We start from the raw sequence: 17404 nt of genomic DNA on the forward strand, positions 1-17404 counted from the left end.
TCCTTTCATGCATGCTCGGACATCAGGAAGGGTTCTATGATTCCGGCCAGGGCTTCGGGTTGGTCGTGATGCAGATTGTGACCGGCATCGGCAACGACCGCCCGTCGCAGCGCCCTGAAACTGGATATTGCGGACAGATAGTAGTCGTCATTGACCCCGCTCCGGTGGCGCAGCGCCTGGTCGTCCGGCTCGACCCACAGCACCGGTGCCGCCACCCTGCGCCAGCACGCCTCGGCCTCGGCCCGCCGGTACAGCACCGGATTCACACGCCGATGTGCCGGGTCGCCGGCCAGCCGGACGCCACCCTTGTCGTCATCCTCGCCCAGATGGCGCGCGAGCCATTGCGCACGCTCGGCTGTCAGGCGGGGATTGTCACGCTGCAGGCGGGCGGCAAGGGCGTCGAACCCGGCGTAAGGACGGAAGAAGGTCGGCGCGCGCATTTCCTGCAGCCATTTTTCGTAGCGTCCCGGGGCTTCGTCGGGCTTGCGGTCGACCAGCCCGAACGCGTCGAGCGCCACCACCCTGCGCACCCGGCCCGGCCGTACGCCGGCATACATCAGCGCAACATTCCCCCCCATGCTGTGGCCGACAAGCTGCGCAGGTTCAGCGCCGGAGCAGCGGTCCAGGATCGCATCCAGGTCGGCGAGGTAATCGGGAAACCAGTAGGCATCGCCACGCCACTCGCTGTGCCCGAACCCGCGCCAGTCAGGCGCGATCACATGCCAGTCGGCAGCCAACGCATCGACCACGAACTGAAACGAAGCCGAGACGTCCATCCAGCCATGCAGCATGAACACCCGCGGCGCACCTTCATGCCCCCATTCCCTGAGGTGGTAGCGCAGGCCCCGGATGTCGATGAATCGGCTTCGGCTTGGTTTCATCCGGGGATGATAGCAAACGAGTTCGATTCATCCTCGCAAACCGGTGCTTTTCGAGTTCGATATACTGCGCACCATGTTTGCACTCCTCGCCCGGCACGCTACCCTCACCCTGGCCTATGCCGTGACCGGTTGGATTGCACTCCAGCTTGCCGTCCCTCCCGGCTATGCCGCACCGATTTTTCCATCGGCCGGAATCGCGCTGTCCGCCCTGCTCATTTTCGGCACCCGGCTGTGGCCGGCGATATTCGTCGGCTCGCTGATCGTCCAGTTCCTGGCCGTACAGCAGACCGGCGGCAGTGCTGCCAACTGGTGGGGTTCCTTCCTCGCCGCGGGCGGCGCGACCCTCCAGGCCGTCATCGGCGCAGCGATGGCAAGGTGGCTCATCGGCTTTCCCAACTCGCTGGACTCGCCGCGGGCCATCCTGCGCTTCCTCGCGGTCGTCGCCCCCCTGAGCAGCCTGATCAGCCCCAGCATCGCCATTCCGATTCTGTATGCGGCGGGCACGATTCCAGCCGCGGAGCTGGCTTTCAGTTGGTGGAACTGGTGGATCGGCGACACCCTCGGGATCATCATCGCCGCACCGCTGATGTTCGTGCTGTTCGGTCAACCCGTCGAGGACTGGCGGCCGCGCCGCCTTGGCGTCATCGTGCCGCTGGCGCTGGCCATCGTGCTCCTCGCCTTCGCCTTCCATCAGGTCCGCAACTGGGAGGCGCTGCGCATGCAGACCCAGTTCAACCGCGACGCCGAGCACATCGGCAGCGTGGTGCGCAAGCGACTGGAGGTGCAGATCGACATGATCTTGTCACTCGAACGCCTGCTGATGGTGAGCGACCACGTCACCCGGTCCGAATTTCGCGACTTCCTCGCGCCCTGGCTGCAGCGCTATCCGGGAACCCAGAACTTCGCCTGGAGCCCGCTGGTGCTGCACGCCGAGCGCGAGCGCTTCGAACAATCGATCCGGGATACCGGGCGCAGCGATTTCCGCGTACTCGGCCGCGATCCGGATGGCCGCACCTTTCCTGCCGTGACCGCGGCAGAGTATCTGCCGATCACCTACGTGGAGCCGCTCGCCGGCAATCTGAGCGTGCTCGGTCTGGACCCGCTCACGCTGGCGGCGTCCGCGCTCGCCATCGACACGTCACGGCGCAGCGGGCTCCCGGTTGCCACTGCCGGTATCCGTCTGGTGCAGGAGCAGGGTACGCAGCGTGGCGTGGTGGTCTATCTGGCGGCCTTGGACCATGCGGCAGACAGCAACCATCCCCGATCACTCAAAGGCGTGATATCCGGGGTCTTCCGCATGGACGATTCAACCGCGAGCGGCCGCGAACTTGCCGAGCAGATCGGAATCGATCTATGCTTGGTGGATCTCGACGGTGCCATCGACAATCGCCGGCTGTCGGGGCCCGCCGATTGCGCAGACGATACCTGGCTCGCGACCAGCCTCCGCCGTGCGCTCCCGATCGTCTATGCCGGCCGCCAATGGGAGCTGCGGCTGCGTCCAGGTCGCGCCTATATCGATGCGATGCGCAGTTGGGCGGCGTGGAGCACGGTCGCCGTCGGCCTGCTGGCGGTCGGCATGCTGGGCGCCTTCCTGCTGATCACCACCGGCAACACCCGACGGATCGCGGCGCTGGTCGATCGTCGAACCACCGAACTGGCGGCGGCCACGGGTCGCATGCGCGAACAGCAGGATGCGCTGATCGAGGCCCAGCGCATTGCGCGGATGGGGAGTTGGGAAACGGGCGCCGACAAGTCGGGCCTGAACCGATCCGAAGAACTGCATCGTGTGGTGCATTGCGCACCGGAAGCGCTTGCCACGCTCGACGACCTGATCGCGAGCGTCAACAAGGTCGATCGCGGCCGGTTCATCCAGGCGATCGCCGAGATCTCGGTGATGCCGGGACGCACTGCCTTCGACTGCGCCCTGGACAAGGGTCCCCCTCGCATCGTCCGGTTCCAGATCGAGAGCGAATGGCAGGAAGGAAAACTCCACCGTCTGCGCGGTACGGTCCAGGACGTCACCGCCGAGCGCGAAGCGGAAGCACATATTCAGTACCTCGCCCATTTCGACGCGCTCACCGGCCTGCCCAATCGCAATGCCTGGATGACCCAGGCGCAGAGCGCACTGACCTCGGCCCACCGTCACAACGACGTGCTCGGCGTACTTTTTCTCGATCTCGATAACTTCAAGACCGTCAATGATTCGCTCGGCCATCCGGTCGGCGACCGCCTGCTTGCCGCCGTTGCACAACGCCTGAGCAGTTGTCTGCGCGAGGAGGACGTGCTCGCCCGTCTCGGCGGCGACGAATTCGTCGCGCTGCTGCCGCGCCTGGCGCGCCCGGACGATGCCGCGCTGGTGGCGCGCAAGCTGCTCGCGGTACTGGACGAACCGGTGCATATCGCAGGCCACGACCTGTCGCCATCGGTCAGTATCGGTATTGCGCTCCATCCGGCCGACGGTCAGGACGTCGACACCTTGCTCAAACATGCGGACACCGCGATGTATGGCGCCAAGGCCGCCGGACGCAACAATTTCCAGTTCTTCATTCCCGAGATGAATGTGCGCGCGTTCGAGCGCCTGATGCTCGAGAACGCATTGCGCCGCGGGATCGAACGCAACGAATTGATCCTTCACTATCAGCCCCAGATCGACGCGGGCACCGGCCGCCTGGCGGGATGCGAAGCGCTGGTTCGGTGGCAGCACCCCGAGCTCGGACTGGTATCGCCGAACCAGTTCATCGCAGTGGCCGAAGATTCGGGCCTGATCGTGCCGCTGGGCGAGTGGGTGTTGCGCGAAGCCTGCAGGCAGCAGGTTCGCTGGCGGGACGGGGCGCTGGGCAACGTGCAGGTCGCGGTCAACATCTCCGCACTGCAGTTCCGCAAGGCCGACTTCGTCGACGCGGTATCGCGGGTGCTGGCCGAAACCGGCGTGGACCCTCGCTGCATCGAACTCGAGATCACCGAAAGTGCGCTGATGCAGCCGACCGATGAACTCACCGGGCGCCTCGCCCGCCTGCGCGACCTGGGCCTGACCCTCGCACTCGACGATTTCGGCACCGGCTATTCGAGCCTCGCCTACCTGAAGCGGCTACCGATCGGCCGCCTGAAGATCGATCGATCCTTCGTCAAGGACCTTCCCGGCGATCCGGAGGATGCCGCAGTGGCTTCCGCCACCCTGTCGTTGGCCCGCGATCTCGGTCTGGAGGTGGTCGCCGAAGGCGTCGAAACCCTTGCCCAGCGCGACTATCTGGTTGCCCGCGGCTGCCATGTGCTGCAAGGTTTCCTGTTTGCCAGGCCGCTCGATGCAGACGCATTTGAAGTCTGGGCCGGCGAGCACGATCGCGCCCGGGCGGGTGCCTAGGCGACGGGCAAGCCATCAAGCCCGCTCCGTCGCCGGCCACCCCTCAGGCAATTCGCGAGAACACCAGGCGCCCGTGCTCCACATCGGCACGGATACGATCCTTCGCGGCAAAGCGCCCTTCCAGAATCGCCTTGGCCAGCGGATTCTCGATCTGCTCCTGAATCGCACGCTTGAGTGGGCGAGCGCCGAACACCGGATCGAAGCCGGCCGACGCCAACTCGGCGAGCGCCGCATCGCTGACCTCAAGGCTCATCTCCAGCCGTGCCAGCCGCTTCTCGAGGTATTGCAACTGAATCTTCGCAATCCCGGCGATGTGCTTCTCGTCGAGCGCATGGAACACCACCAGTTCGTCGATCCGGTTGATGAACTCGGGACGGAAATAGGTCTTCACCTCGGCCATCACCGCGAGCTTGATCACCTGGTAATCGTCGCCGGCCATCTGCTGGATCATCTGGCTGCCGAGGTTGGACGTCATCACGATCACGGTGTTCTTGAAATCGACCGTACGCCCCTGGCCGTCGGTCATGCGCCCGTCGTCGAGGACCTGCAGCAGCACGTTGAACACGTCCGGATGCGCCTTCTCGACCTCGTCGAACAGGATCACGCTATAGGGCTTGCGCCGCACCTGCTCGGTCAGGTAACCGCCTTCTTCGTACCCGACATAGCCCGGCGGCGCACCGATCAAGCGTGCCACCGAGTGCTTCTCCATGAACTCGCTCATGTCGATGCGAATCAGGTGATCCTCGGAATCGAACAGGAAACTCGCCAGGGTCTTGCACAGTTCGGTCTTGCCCACGCCGGTGGGGCCGAGAAACAGGAAGGAACCATACGGCCGGCTTTCTTCCGACAGGCCGGCACGCGACCGCCGGATGGCATCGGACACCAGGCGCACCGCCTCATCCTGCCCCACCACCCGTCCATGGAGGCTCTCTTCCATCTTCAGCAGCTTGTCGCGCTCGCCCTGCATCATCTTGCTGACCGGAATGCCGGTGGCACGCGACACGACTTCGGCGATTTCCTCGGCGCCAACCTGGGTGCGCCACAACTTGTTCGGGGTGGCATCCTCGCCGGCCTGTTCGGCCATCTTCAGCTGGCCTTCGAGCTGCGGTAGCTTGCCGTACTGCAGCTCGGCGACCTTGTCGAGCTGGCCCTTGCGCTGGAAGTCGGCCATCTGCGCCCGCAGCTGATCGATCTCTTCCTTGATGTGCGCCGAGCCCGCTGCGCGCGACTTCTCGGCTTTCCACACCTCTTCGAGGTCGTTGTACTCGCGCTGCAGCTTGGTCAGCTCATCTTCGATCAACTGCAGACGCTTCTGCGAGGCTTCGTCCTTTTCCTTCTTGATCGCCTCACGTTCGATCTTGAGCTGGATCATGCGCCGGTCGAGCTTGTCCATCACCTCGGGCTTGGAGTCGAGCTCCATCTTGATCCGCGCCGCGGCCTCGTCGATCAGGTCGATCGCCTTGTCGGGCAGGAAGCGGTCGGTGATGTAGCGATGCGACAGCTCCGCGGCAGCGACGATCGCAGGATCGGTGATGTCCACGCCGTGGTGGATCTCGTACTTTTCCTGCAGCCCGCGCAGGATCGCGATCGTGGCCTCGACCGTCGGCTCTTCGACCTGAACCTTCTGGAAACGACGCTCGAGCGCGGCGTCCTTCTCGATGTACTTGCGGTATTCGTCGAGCGTGGTGGCGCCGATGCAGTGCAGTTCGCCGCGCGCGAGCGCCGGCTTGAGCATGTTGCCCGCGTCCATCGCCCCCTCGGCCTTGCCCGCGCCGACCATGGTGTGGATCTCGTCGATGAACAGGATCACCTGCCCCTCTTCCTGCGCTATCTCCTTGAGCACCGCCTTGAGCCGCTCCTCGAACTCGCCGCGGTACTTGGCACCGGCCAGCAGCGCGGCCATGTCGAGCGACAGCACTTTCTTTCCCTTCAGCGTTTCCGGCACCTCGCCATTGACGATGCGCTGCGCCAGGCCTTCGACGATGGCGGTCTTGCCCACGCCCGGCTCGCCGATCAGTACCGGATTGTTCTTGGTCCGGCGCTGCAGGATCTGGATCGCGCGCCGGATCTCGTCGTCGCGGCCGATCACCGGATCGAGCTTGCCGGCACGCGCGCGATCGGTGAGATCCATGCAATATTTGGCCAGCGATTCGCGCTGCGCCTCGGCGTCCTGGCTGCCCACACTCGCGCCGCCACGCACGGCCTCGATCGCCGCTTCGAGCGCCTTGCGGTTCAGACCATGCTCCTTCATCAGCCTGCCGGCCTCGCCCTTGTCATCGGCGAGCGCGAGCAGGAACATCTCGCTGGCGATGAACTGGTCGCCGCGTTTCTGCGCTTCGCGATCGGTGATGTTCAGCAGGTTGTTCAGGTCGCGACCGACCTGCACCTCACCGCCATGGCCCTCGACCTTGGGCAGCCGTTCGAGCGCCTTGTTCACCGCCACCTTCAAGGGCGGCACGTTGACGCCGGCGCGCTGCAACAACGATGCGGTACCGCCATCGTCCTGGTTGAGCATGGCCGCCAGCAGATGCTGCGGCTCGATGAACTGCTGGTCGTTACCCAGGGCGATGCTCTGCGCATCGGCAATGGCTTGCTGGAACTTGGTGGTGAGTTTGTCGAAGCGCATGACGGGCATCCTTGTGAACGGGTTGGTTTCAATGTGGGGGACATCGCCGACGCTTCAAGCCCCACGACAGAAAACATCGGCAATCGCCACGCCCCTCATGCGTCCGGGAAGCAGCAGCGCGCAGCGGGGTAAGATGACGGCCAGCCCGTACACGGTTCCCTGCCATGCCCGTTTCCGTCCGTCCCGGTTTCGACTACGCCGATATTCGTCGCCGTGCAATGCAATCCCTGTTCGACAGCCTCGACAGCCTGTGCGAAGGCACCCTCGTGGTCGATCGCGAAGCCCGGGTGGTATGGATCAACGAGCGCTACGCCCGTCGTTTCGGACTGCCGTCGGCCGCCGCCGCGATCGGTCGGATGGTGGAAGAGATCATCCCCAACTCGCAGATGCGCTCGGTGGTCGACAGCGGCGAGCCCATCCTGCTCGACATCCTCGACGCCGGCAACGAAACCTTCATCGTCACCCGCATTCCGTTGAAGGACGACCAGGGGCAGGTGATCGGCGCGGTGGGCTTTGCCCTCTATGACCAGTCCCAGCCACTGCAACCGTTCTATGCCCGGCTCGGCACCCTGCAGCAGGAACTGGTGCAGACCCGCAAGCGCCTCGCCGAAGTCCGCCAGAGCAAATACACCTTCTCCAACTTTGTCGGCACCAGCCCTGCGGCGATGGAGATCAAGCGCCAGGCCCGGCGTGCCGCGGCGGTCGATTCGCCGGTCCTGCTACTGGGCGAGACCGGCACCGGCAAGGAGCTGCTCGCCCACGCGATCCATGCCAGCTCGCGGCGTGCCGACAAGGCCTTCATCGGCGTCAACGTGGCCGCCATTCCGGATACGCTGCTCGAGACCGAGTTCTTCGGCGCGACCCCCGGCGCCTATACCGGCGCGGACCGCAAGGGGCGCCTGGGCAAGTTCCAGGCCGCACACGGCGGCACCCTGTTTCTCGACGAAGTCGGCGACATGCCCCTGCCACTGCAGGCAAAACTGCTCCGCGTGCTGCAGGAGCACGAGGTCGAACCGGTCGGCTCGGACCGGATCGTGCAGGTCGACGTCCGCATCATCGCCGCCACCAGTACCGATCTCGTGCGCGCGGTCGACGAGGGACGCTTTCGCGCCGATCTCTATTACCGCCTGAGCGTCATTCCACTGGCGTTGCCGCCCCTGCACGAGCGACCGCAGGATATCGAGGGGCTGTGCGAGCACATCCTCGAAGACATCGCCCGACGGACCCAGGCGCCCCAGCGCGAACTCGACCCCGATCTCATCCCCTTGCTCCAGCACCAGCCCTGGCGGGGAAACATCCGCGAGTTGAGCAACGTGCTCGAACAGGCGGTGATGCGCAGCGATCGCCTGCGCCTCGGCATTGCGGACTTTCCCGGCCTGCAGCGCACTGCCGACGGCGCGGCGCCAACACCCCGCTCCATCGGCAGGCTCGACGCTGCACTCGCCGATCACGAGGCCCGGCTGATCCGGCAAGCCCTCGACGCCAATCAGGGCAGGGTCATCGACACCGCCCGCCAGTTGGGAGTCGGTCGGGCGACGCTGTATCGCAAGATCGCCAATCTGGGCATCAATCTCTGAATAGAGACTCCGTCCCGATTAAGAGACATTCATCCAAACCGTCATTTTCCGTCGGTCAACACCTTTCATGCGGGGTTGAACGCCCCTCTCGCCCGGCCGAATCGGCTGGCAAATATCCCACAAACGAGACAGCGATCCACAGGCAGTCCGACATAGACCGCTTTTATTCATTCATATCAATAGCCTATAGATCTGGCACAGTGTCTGCTAAGCGATATGCGAGCGGCCCCCATAAATGCCGCCATACCTTCGAGGAGGAGACTCTTGACCGATCAGCCGATCCCGCTCGGGCACGCAGCGCCGCATCCCTGCGCCATGCTGCCGTTCCACAAGCCCCGGTGGGGGCGTCGTTACCGCCACGTGCTGCTGGCGACCGATTTCTCGGCAACCACCGACAGCTATCACCGCAGGTTGGTCCATATGGCGCATATGCTGGGCGACACCATGAGTCTGATGCACCTGCAGGCGGACGCGCAGCGCCAGCATGATGCGGCCGGCTGCGACCGCTCGTCGGCTGCGATCCTGCTCGATGGCCTGGCGATTCGACTGGAACTGCAGCCACAGAGGTCGTGGATCACCGAGTATGCCCTCATCGATCCGACCCTGAGCGGCGCAATCATCCGCCATGGCGTCGACCTGATCATCACCGGAGCCCCCGCATCCAGGCCACGACTGCACCACTGCCGCAGGATCGCCGAACTGAGTCCCTTGCTCGGATGTCATGTCATCATGGTGGACGACGAGCCGGAATGGGATTGAGCCTGCACACAGGCAAACCAGCGAGACAAACATGACCCGACACCTGCCGGAAAACGGCCCCAGGCCCCGCCCCGCGACCCACCCCATCCTGAGTACGGACACCCTCCCCCGGCGCGGAAAAATTGTCAGCGCGGCCGACGCGGTGCGCTTGATCCGTCCCGGTGATACCGTTGCGACCGGCGGCTTCGTCGGCATCGGATTTGCCGAAGGCGTGGCGTGCGCCCTCGAAGCCCTGTATCTCGCCGACGACCCCGGCCCCTTCGAACGGCCGCGCGACCTGACCCTCGTCTATGCCGCAGGTCAGGGCGACGGCAAGCACCGCGGGCTCAATCACTTTGGCCACAGCGGCCTGATCCGGCGCGTGATCGGCGGCCACTGGGGCCTCGTGCCCGCCCTGCAGCGACTCGCAGTGGAGAACCGCATCGAGGCCTACAACCTGCCCCAGGGCGTGATCACCCATCTGTTTCGCGACATCGCCGCGGGCAAGCCGGGCACCCTGACCCGGGTCGGGCTCGGAACTTTCGTCGACCCGCGCCATGGCGGCGGCCGAATCAACGAACGCACCACCGAAGAACTTGTCCGCCTGATGCCGATCGACGGCGAAGACTATCTGTTATACAAGGCCTTCCCGATCCATGTCGGCATCATCCGCGGCACCACCGCCGATGCCGACGGCAACATCACGATGGAGAAGGAAGCCCTCACCCTAGAGGCGCTGGCGATTGCGATGGCGGCGCACAACTCGGGCGGGATCGTGATCGTGCAGGTCGAGCGGATTGCCGAACGCGGCAGTCTGAGTCCGCGCATGGTCAAGATTCCCGGCGTGCTGGTGGACTGCGTGGTGGTCGCCGAGAAGCCCGAACATCACATGCAGACCTTCGCCGACGCCTACAATCCGGCGTTCTCCGGCGAACTGCGCGTCCCCGCGTCCGCGCTGCCGGCAATGGCAATGAGCGAGCGCAAGATCATTGCCCGCCGGGCCGCCCTCGAACTGGTACCCAACAGCGTGGTGAACCTGGGGATCGGCATGCCCGAGGGGGTCGGCTCGGTGGCGGCCGAAGAGAAGATCATCGACCTCCTCACCCTGACCACCGAACCGGGCGTGATCGGCGGCATTCCGGCCTCGGGCCTGAACTTCGGGGCGGCCGTCAACACCGACGCGATCATCGATCAACCCTATCAGTTCGATTTCTACGACGGCGGCGGGCTCGACATCGCCTTCCTCGGTCTCGCCCAGGCAGACCGTGCCGGCAATCTCAACGTCAGCCGTTTCGGCACCCGCCTCGCCGGTGCCGGCGGCTTCATCAACATCAGCCAGAATGCGCGCAAGGTGGTCTTCGTCGGCACCTTCACCACCGGCGATCTGCAGGTCGCACTCAGACAGGGCCAGTTGTCGATCACGCGGGAGGGCAGCGCCCACAAGTTCGTCGACGAGGTCGAGCAACGCACCTTCAGCGGCGAATACGCCCGCAAGCGCGGACAGCCTGCGCTTTACATCACCGAACGCTGCGTGTTCGAACTCGGCGAGCATGGGCTGGAACTCATCGAAGTCGCTCCCGGCATCGACATCGAGCGTGACATCCTGGCGCACATGGGTTTCCGGCCGCTCATCGGTGCCACCTTACGCACCATGGACGAGCGGATATTCCGCAACGAACCGATGGGGCTGCGTGAGGCTTTGCTGTCGATCCCGCTCGAACGCAGGCTGAGCTACGACCCGCAGCAGGACCTCTTCTTCGTCAATTTCGAAGGCATGTCGATCCGCACCGTCGACGACATCGATCGCATCCGCGAACAGGTGGAGGCCTGCCTCGTGCCGGTGGGCCACCGGGTTGCGGCCATCGTCAATTACGACAATTTCTCGATCACTCCTGAGCTGCTGGAACCCTATGCCGACATGGTTCGCGGCCTGGTCAGCCGCCACTACTCGGCGGTGACCCGCTACACCACCAGCGCCTTCCTGCGCGCCCGCCTCGGCGATGCCTTCGCCAACCGCGAGCTCGTTCCGCACCTGTTTGCCGACTCCGCGTCCGCCCGGGCGAAGCTCGAGGCGTTGAACGCGAACGAAGGGCAATAGCCGACGAAATTCCTCGGAATGTTGCAATGCACCGACAAATGCATCGATCTTGCCGACGCCGGTACCAGCGCGGAAATTTGCTGTGCTATGGTTATCAGTGAGGCGAGGGAGCGGCGAAATCTAGCCGAGTGGCATCATCGCGCTGTCGGGCGGTGAAATGCGCCTCTGAATAATCCATCCACAAATGAGGAGGCAACACATGGCCGCAAGCAAACAGGATTTCAACGAACTCCAGAAGAAGAACCTCGAGGCCGCAATGCGCCTGGCACAGCTCTCGATCGAGAACTCCCAGCGGGTGATGGAGCTTCAGGTTGCCACTGCCAAGTCCCTGTTCGAAGAGGGCGTGCAGAATGCAAAGGCGCTCTCCGCGGTGAAAGACCCGAAGCAGGTGGTGGAGTTACGCACCCAGTACGCCCAGGCCACCACCGAGAAGATGCTGTCGTGCGCGCGCGAGATCGCCGAGATCACCACCCGTACCCAGGCCGAAGTCGGCAAGCTGGTCGGCGAGCAACTGAGCACCGGCAGTCATGACGTATTCGACGCCATGGAGAAGATGTTCAAGGGCATGCCGATCACCGACCAGAACGCCATGGGTGCGATGCAGACCGCGATGGACACGACCCGCGCCGCGTTCGAGCAGATGACCCGCGCATCGGCCGACGCCTTCCAGGCATTCACCCAGGGTGGCGGCAAAGGGCGCAAGTAAGCCAGCCGCCTCCGTCGTGACAACGGCGCCCGCGGGCGCCGTTTTACGTGTACCAGGGCCCGGCAACGGCCGGGCGGCGATCAGCGCCGCTGTTCGATGTCGTCCCAATCCTCGGTCCACCGCGCGGCGGCGGTATCGTCACTGTCGCGCGCATCCACCCAGCGCGCACCTTCCGGCGTTTCCTCGCGCTTCCAGAACGGGGCCCGGGTCTTCAGGTAATCCATGATGAACTCGCAGGCAGCGAACGATTCGCCGCGATGAGCCCCGGCAACCGCGACAAACACGATGCGGTCACCCGGCATCAGCCGACCGTAACGATGGATGACCCGTACTGCCAGCAGCGCCCACCTGCGGCCGGCTTCGGCAACGATGTCCTCCAGGGCCTGCTCGGTCATGCCGGGATAGTGCTCCAGCGTCATCGCCGCCACATTGCTATCGTCGCTGACGTCGCGCACCAGCCCGACGAAGCTCGCCACCGCGCCGACCTCCGGCCGCCCCGCGGAGAGTGCCGCAATCTCGGCACCCACGTCGAAATCCGCTTCCTGAACACTGACGCTCATGTCTCAGCCTCCGGTCACCGGCGGAAAAAACGCAACTTCGTCGCCGCCCGCGAGAGCGGCCTCGGCCCCAACCATACGCTGATTGAGCGCGGCACGGACATTGCGCCCGACCCCCAGCGCCTGCCAGCCTTCGCCACGGGCCGCGAGGTGAGCGCGCAGCGCGCCCAGGGTGGCGATCTCCGCCGGCAGTTCAAGGGTTTCGTTGCCACAGCCCACCGCTTCCCGGAGGCTGGCGAAATAGAGAATTTTCACCTTCATCGGACTCACCATAACAGATCACCATAGGGCAGAAAACGCACCGGATCGCCGCTCGAAATCGCGGTACTTGCCGGTATATCAACCAGCCCATTGGCCCAGGTGGTCGAATTCAGGGCGGCCGCACCCTGGTTGGGAAACAGCTCCACGGTCCCGCCGATCGTCATCCGCGCACGCAGGAACTCGCGCCGGCGATCAGGCCGCGGCCAGTCGAAATCCGCGCGCAGCGTCACCGCCTGTGGCCTCACTTCGCCGACCCCCTGGGTGGCGAGAATGAAGGGACGAACCATCAGCAGAAAGGTGACGAAGCTCGACACCGGGTTGCCCGGCAGCCCGATGAAGGCCGCTCCGTGCACCCGCCCGTAGGCCAGCGGCTTGCCCGGCTTCATCGCGATCTTCCACAGATCGAGACTGCCTTCGGCCTCGACCGCCGGCTTGACATGATCCTCTTCGCCCACCGACACGCCACCGCTGGTCACGATCAGATCGTTGCCCTGCGCCGCATCCCGCAACACCCTGCGGGTCGCCTCGAGATTGTCGGGGACGATGCCGAAATCGGTGACCTCGCAACCGAGCTGGGCAAGCAGAGCGCGCAACATGAACCGGTTCGAATTGTAGATACCGCCCGGGGGAAGCGCTTCGCCCGGCATTACCAGCTCGCTGCCGGTCGAGAACACCGCGACCTTCATCCGCCGCAACACCGGCAGTCGCGCCAGCCCCACCGATGCAGCCAGCGCCAGCTCCTGCGGGCGCAAGCGGATGCCCTCGGGCAGGATCTCGGCGCCCAGCGCCACATCCTCCCCCGCGCGCCGCACCGCCTCACCCGCACGCGGCAGATGGTTGACGACGACGGTGTCGCCGTCGTGCTCGCACAGTTCCTGCATCACCACGGCATCGGCGCCGTCGGGCAAAGGCGCACCGGTGAAGATGCGCGCCGCGGTACCTGCGGCAAGCGCGTGACCCACGGTGCCGGCCGGAATCCGCTGACTCACCGGCAGCCGGGTACCGGCTACGGGGACGTCGGCCGCTCTGAGCGCGTAACCGTCCATGGCCGAGTTGTCCATCGGCGGCTGACAGATCGGGGAGTGCTGCGCCACCGCCAGCACCCGGCCGGCGGCCATCATGGTGTCGATCTCGTCGATCTCGCGCACTGGTCGGGCATAGCCGAGTAGGCTTGCAAAGGCCTCGTCGAAGGTAAGCATGTTGGCGTTCATGAAGCTTCCGGATAGTCGAGGATGAAAGTGGCGACGGCCGCGGGGTCGTTGAGCGGCAGCCGCGGCAACGGGCACACGATGTCGGCGTCGGTCGCGACCGCGACCACATGCTCATCCTCCGGCCACAGCGGTGGTTTGCCATGGGACGGTCGGTGGACTTCGATCTTGGGCACCGCGGCCGCCTTGTAGCCCTCGATCAGCACCAGATCGCAGGGGGCCAGCAGGCGCAGCTGCTCGTCGAGCGTCGGCTCGGCCCGGCCGCGCAATTCGTGCATCAACACCCACCGATCGTTGGACAGCATCAGCACCTGGGTCGCTCCCGCCTCGCGATGGCGGTAGGAATCCTTGCCGGGACGATCGAGATCGAAACCATGGTGCGCGTGCTTGATCACCGAGACCCTCAGGCCGCGCGCGGTCACCGCCGGAATCAGTTTTTCGACCAGTGTCGTTTTACCGGAGCCGGACCAGCCGGCGATACCGAAGACTTTCATCGTGATGCGCCGCCGTACCGACGCCAGCGTGTTCGGGAGGGAGAGGATACAACAAGGAGCAGTGCACCGACTTGATTGCGGACAGCCCGATCGTCGCGCTCAGGCGTCCGCGCGCGGCGCCGGCAGGCTCTCCAGAAAGGAGACGGCGTCGGCCTCGGCCCGGGTGCGACGCATCGGCGGCAGGCTGCGCCACACCACCTTGCCATAGGACTTGGCGATCATTCGCGGATCGCAGATGCACAACACGCCACGGTCGCGCTCGGTGCGGATCAGGCGACCGGCGCCCTGCTTCATGTTGATCACCGCGCGGGGCAGCTGGTGGTGGATGAAGGGGTTCAGGCCCTGCCGCTGCATGTGCTCGACGCGCGCCGCCAGCACCGGGTCATCCGGCGGGGCAAAGGGCAGCTTGTCGATGACCACCAGTGACAGCGCATCCCCCGGCACGTCCACGCCCTCCCAGAAACTCTGGCTGGCGACCAGCACCGCGTTGCCCAGCTTGCGAAACCGCTCCAGCAGTTCGGTACGCGATCCCTCGCCCTGCAACAGCATCGGCAGCGGATCCCCGGCCTGTTGCAGGCCGTCCGAGATCAATTCGTGGATCCGCCGCATCGCGCGCAGCGAGGTACACAGCACGAAGGCGCGTCCGCGTGCGGCCCGGATCAGGGGCAAGGCGGTGCGCGCCACGGTCTCGATATAGTCCGGCGAATTCGGTTCCGGCATGCCCTGGGGCGCATAGAGCAGCGCCTGGGTGGCATAGTCGAAAGGGCTGCCCCAGACCGAAGTCATCGGCGGCGGGTCCATCCAGGCAAGCCCGAGTTCGCGGCAGTAGTGGCCGAAATCGTTCCCCACCGCCAGCGTGGCGGAGGTGAAGATCCACGCCCGCGGATGTCCTTCGAGTTGCCGGCGGAACACCTCCGACACATGTAGCGGCGTGGCGTTGAGCGCCAGCGACTGGGCAAAGACCTCGACCCAGCGGATCAGATCCTTCTCGTCGGGATTGCTCCATCGCGTCAGGCGTTCGACCATCTCCTCGGTGCGCCGCAGGCAGTTGGCGAGTCCCTCCGAGCGCTCCGCCTGGGTGTCGAGCACCGCATGCAGGCTGTCGAGCGCGGCAGCGAGGCCGCCAACCCGGTCGGTGAAATCCTGTTTTTCCGCCGCCTGCGTCGCCGCAAGGCGTGCGCTCTCGGTGCCGAAAACCAGGCGCAGATCACGGGCCGCCTTCTCCAGCGCACGAGTCTCGTCGATCAGCGCCACACAGTCACGCGCCGCGGACACCGCCTCCGAGCGGGTGTCGCGCGCCAGCTCCAGCACCTGGGCCGTCGACACGCTCTCGCCAAAGAACAGGCTGGCGGTTTCCGGCAGCTGATGCGCTTCATCGAAGATCACGGCGTTGCACGCGGGCAGCAGTTCGCCCATGCCCTCGTCGCGCAACATCACGTCGGCAAAGAACAGATGGTGGTTGACCACCACCACGTCGGCTTCCATCGCCGTGCGCCGCGCCTGCATGACGAAGCATTCCTTGACGTGCGGACAGTCCTGGCCGAGACAGTTGTCGCGGGTCGAGGTCGCCGCGATCCACGCCATCGAGTCCTCGCGCACGTCGGTGCATTCGGCCTTGTCACCGGTCCGGGTCAGTTTGGCAAAGCGCGCAATGGCACGCAGGTCGGCCGCGTCCTGGGGGGTCAGGAAGCGGCCCTCGCGTTCGTTGCGCTCGAGGTGGTAGGGACAGACGTAGTTCGCCCGCCCCTTGAGCAGCGCGATCGACACCGGCACCTTGAGCGCGGCGCGCACCGTGGGCAGGTCGCGATTGAACAGCTGATCCTGCAAGGTCTTGGTGCCCGTGGACACGATCACCTTGCCCCCGGACATCAGTGCCGGCACCAGATAGGCGAAGGTCTTGCCGGTCCCGGTACCGGCCTCCGCAACCAGCACCCGGTTGCCGCGGATCGCCTCCGCGATCTTCTGCGCCATCTCGATCTGCTGCGGACGGGCACAGAAGCCGGGAATCGCGGCAGCGAGCGGGCCGTCGGGGGCGAATATCGAGCTGGGGTCGGACATGCGATGGCAGCTGAGGGGTGGTTTGGCGTGAGCGGTGGTGGGCGATTCTACGTGGTCGGACGCCTCCCCGCACCTACGCGCTGAGCTTCGGGTGCCCGATGGGGGTAGCTGCACGGCTGCAGGTCGACGATCGGCAGGCACGACTTCCGACCGATCCTCCAATTGCCGTCGCGGCAATCGCGATCGACGGCGAGCGCAGCAAAACATGACAGTCTCGAATAGCCGTCACATTCATGTCGTAAAACTCGGACTCCGCATCCACCTGCCACCCCGCACAACGCATGCTCCAGCTCCACCTTCGCCGAACACTGACCGGCGCCGCGATTCGCCAGATGATGTTGGTCATTCCGGCATGGCTGCTCGCAATCGGCTGTGCGCTATGGGCCGGCCTCACCGCCTGGAGCAGCCTCACCGCCCGCACGCCGGAGCTCCCGGTGGCGGCGATCCATGACCGCGATCCGCTCGCCGTTGCGGCCCGCCTCGCGTCGCCCGCACTGTTCGCCAACCAGTCCGCCCGGTCCGCGACGCCCGCGCTGGCGGTGGCACTAGTGCCGGACCTGCCATCGGCGCAGCTCCATGGCGTCGCCACCGGGTTTCACGGCGGCAGCGCCTTCGCGCTGCTGAGTGCCGGGAGCAGCACGACCGCGTATCGCGAGGGTGAACAGATCGGCGAAGGCTGGCGTCTGCGTCGCATTCTGGCCGACCACGTCGAACTCGAGGCCGATGGCCGCCGCGCCATCCTTCGCCTTTCCGACCCGACCTCGACGCCGGCCCCTGGCCCGAGCGGCACGGCGGCCCGCAGCGAGGCGCCGGAACCGCAGTCCAACGACGATTGAGCC

General features: G+C 65.4%; 13 protein-coding genes. 6 read left to right on the top strand and 7 right to left on the bottom strand.

Annotated elements, in window-relative coordinates; translation table 11 throughout:
- Window positions 1–5: 5 nt before the first annotated feature.
- Window positions 6–881 carry an alpha/beta fold hydrolase gene (locus AC3A35_RS25010; protein WP_487439254.1) on the bottom strand — a complete coding sequence of 292 codons (876 nt, stop codon included), beginning with the start codon at window positions 879–881 and terminating at the stop codon, window positions 6–8.
- A 73-nt stretch (window positions 882–954) separates the two neighbouring features.
- Here AC3A35_RS25010 and AC3A35_RS25015 point away from each other — a divergent pair, with 73 nt between their 5' ends.
- On the top strand, window positions 955–4242 hold the full coding sequence (locus AC3A35_RS25015; RefSeq protein WP_487439255.1) for an EAL domain-containing protein: 3288 nt from the start codon (window positions 955–957) through the stop codon (window positions 4240–4242).
- Between the two features lie 43 nt (window positions 4243–4285).
- On the opposite strand, the gene clpB is transcribed toward AC3A35_RS25015, so the two are convergent.
- Window positions 4286–6868 carry an ATP-dependent chaperone ClpB gene (gene clpB, locus AC3A35_RS25020; protein ID WP_487439256.1) on the bottom strand — a complete coding sequence of 861 codons (2583 nt, stop codon included), beginning with the start codon at window positions 6866–6868 and terminating at the stop codon, window positions 4286–4288.
- 164 nt (window positions 6869–7032) lie between these two features.
- Between clpB and AC3A35_RS25025 the strand changes: the two genes are divergently transcribed.
- The 4 genes from AC3A35_RS25025 to AC3A35_RS25040 all read left to right on the top strand — a co-directional run bounded on the left by AC3A35_RS25025 (window position 7033) and on the right by AC3A35_RS25040 (window position 11987).
- Window positions 7033–8445: a sigma-54 interaction domain-containing protein gene (locus AC3A35_RS25025; protein WP_487439257.1), complete on the top strand. Its 1413-nt coding sequence runs from the start codon at window positions 7033–7035 to the stop codon at window positions 8443–8445.
- A gap of 264 nt (window positions 8446–8709) precedes the next feature.
- Window positions 8710–9204: a hypothetical protein gene (locus AC3A35_RS25030; protein ID WP_487439258.1), complete on the top strand. Its 495-nt coding sequence runs from the start codon at window positions 8710–8712 to the stop codon at window positions 9202–9204.
- 31 nt (window positions 9205–9235) lie between these two features.
- Window positions 9236–11281: an acyl CoA:acetate/3-ketoacid CoA transferase gene (locus tag AC3A35_RS25035; RefSeq protein ID WP_487439259.1), complete on the top strand. Its 2046-nt coding sequence runs from the start codon at window positions 9236–9238 to the stop codon at window positions 11279–11281.
- Between the two features lie 199 nt (window positions 11282–11480).
- Window positions 11481–11987 (top strand): phasin family protein, encoded by a 507-nt coding sequence (locus AC3A35_RS25040; protein ID WP_487439260.1) that lies wholly within the window; start codon window positions 11481–11483, stop codon window positions 11985–11987.
- A gap of 80 nt (window positions 11988–12067) precedes the next feature.
- On the opposite strand, the gene moaE is transcribed toward AC3A35_RS25040, so the two are convergent.
- The 5 genes from moaE to yoaA form a co-directional block, all read right to left on the bottom strand.
- Complete coding sequence (gene moaE / locus AC3A35_RS25045) at window positions 12068–12547, bottom strand: molybdopterin synthase catalytic subunit MoaE (protein WP_487439261.1); 480 nt, start codon at window positions 12545–12547, stop codon at window positions 12068–12070.
- A 3-nt stretch (window positions 12548–12550) separates the two neighbouring features.
- A complete protein-coding gene (gene moaD / locus AC3A35_RS25050) occupies window positions 12551–12805 on the bottom strand; it encodes a molybdopterin converting factor subunit 1 (protein ID WP_487439262.1) in 255 nt (84 codons plus the stop codon).
- A gap of 5 nt (window positions 12806–12810) precedes the next feature.
- On the bottom strand, window positions 12811–14016 hold the full coding sequence (locus tag AC3A35_RS25055; protein WP_487439263.1) for a molybdopterin molybdotransferase MoeA: 1206 nt from the start codon (window positions 14014–14016) through the stop codon (window positions 12811–12813).
- Entirely contained in the window at window positions 14013–14507 is a 495-nt protein-coding gene (mobB, locus tag AC3A35_RS25060) for a molybdopterin-guanine dinucleotide biosynthesis protein B (protein WP_487439264.1), read from the bottom strand. Before mobB ends, AC3A35_RS25055 begins: the two co-directional genes overlap by 4 nt.
- Before the next feature lie 99 nt (window positions 14508–14606).
- Window positions 14607–16565 carry a DNA repair helicase YoaA gene (gene yoaA / locus AC3A35_RS25065; protein WP_487439265.1) on the bottom strand — a complete coding sequence of 653 codons (1959 nt, stop codon included), beginning with the start codon at window positions 16563–16565 and terminating at the stop codon, window positions 14607–14609.
- Between the two features lie 281 nt (window positions 16566–16846).
- Between yoaA and AC3A35_RS25070 the strand changes: the two genes are divergently transcribed.
- On the top strand, window positions 16847–17401 hold the full coding sequence (locus tag AC3A35_RS25070) for a type II secretion system protein N (protein ID WP_487439266.1): 555 nt from the start codon (window positions 16847–16849) through the stop codon (window positions 17399–17401).
- The last annotated feature ends 3 nt before the right edge of the window (window positions 17402–17404 follow it).

Source organism: Azoarcus sp. Soil_N_20 (genome assembly GCF_057656155.1).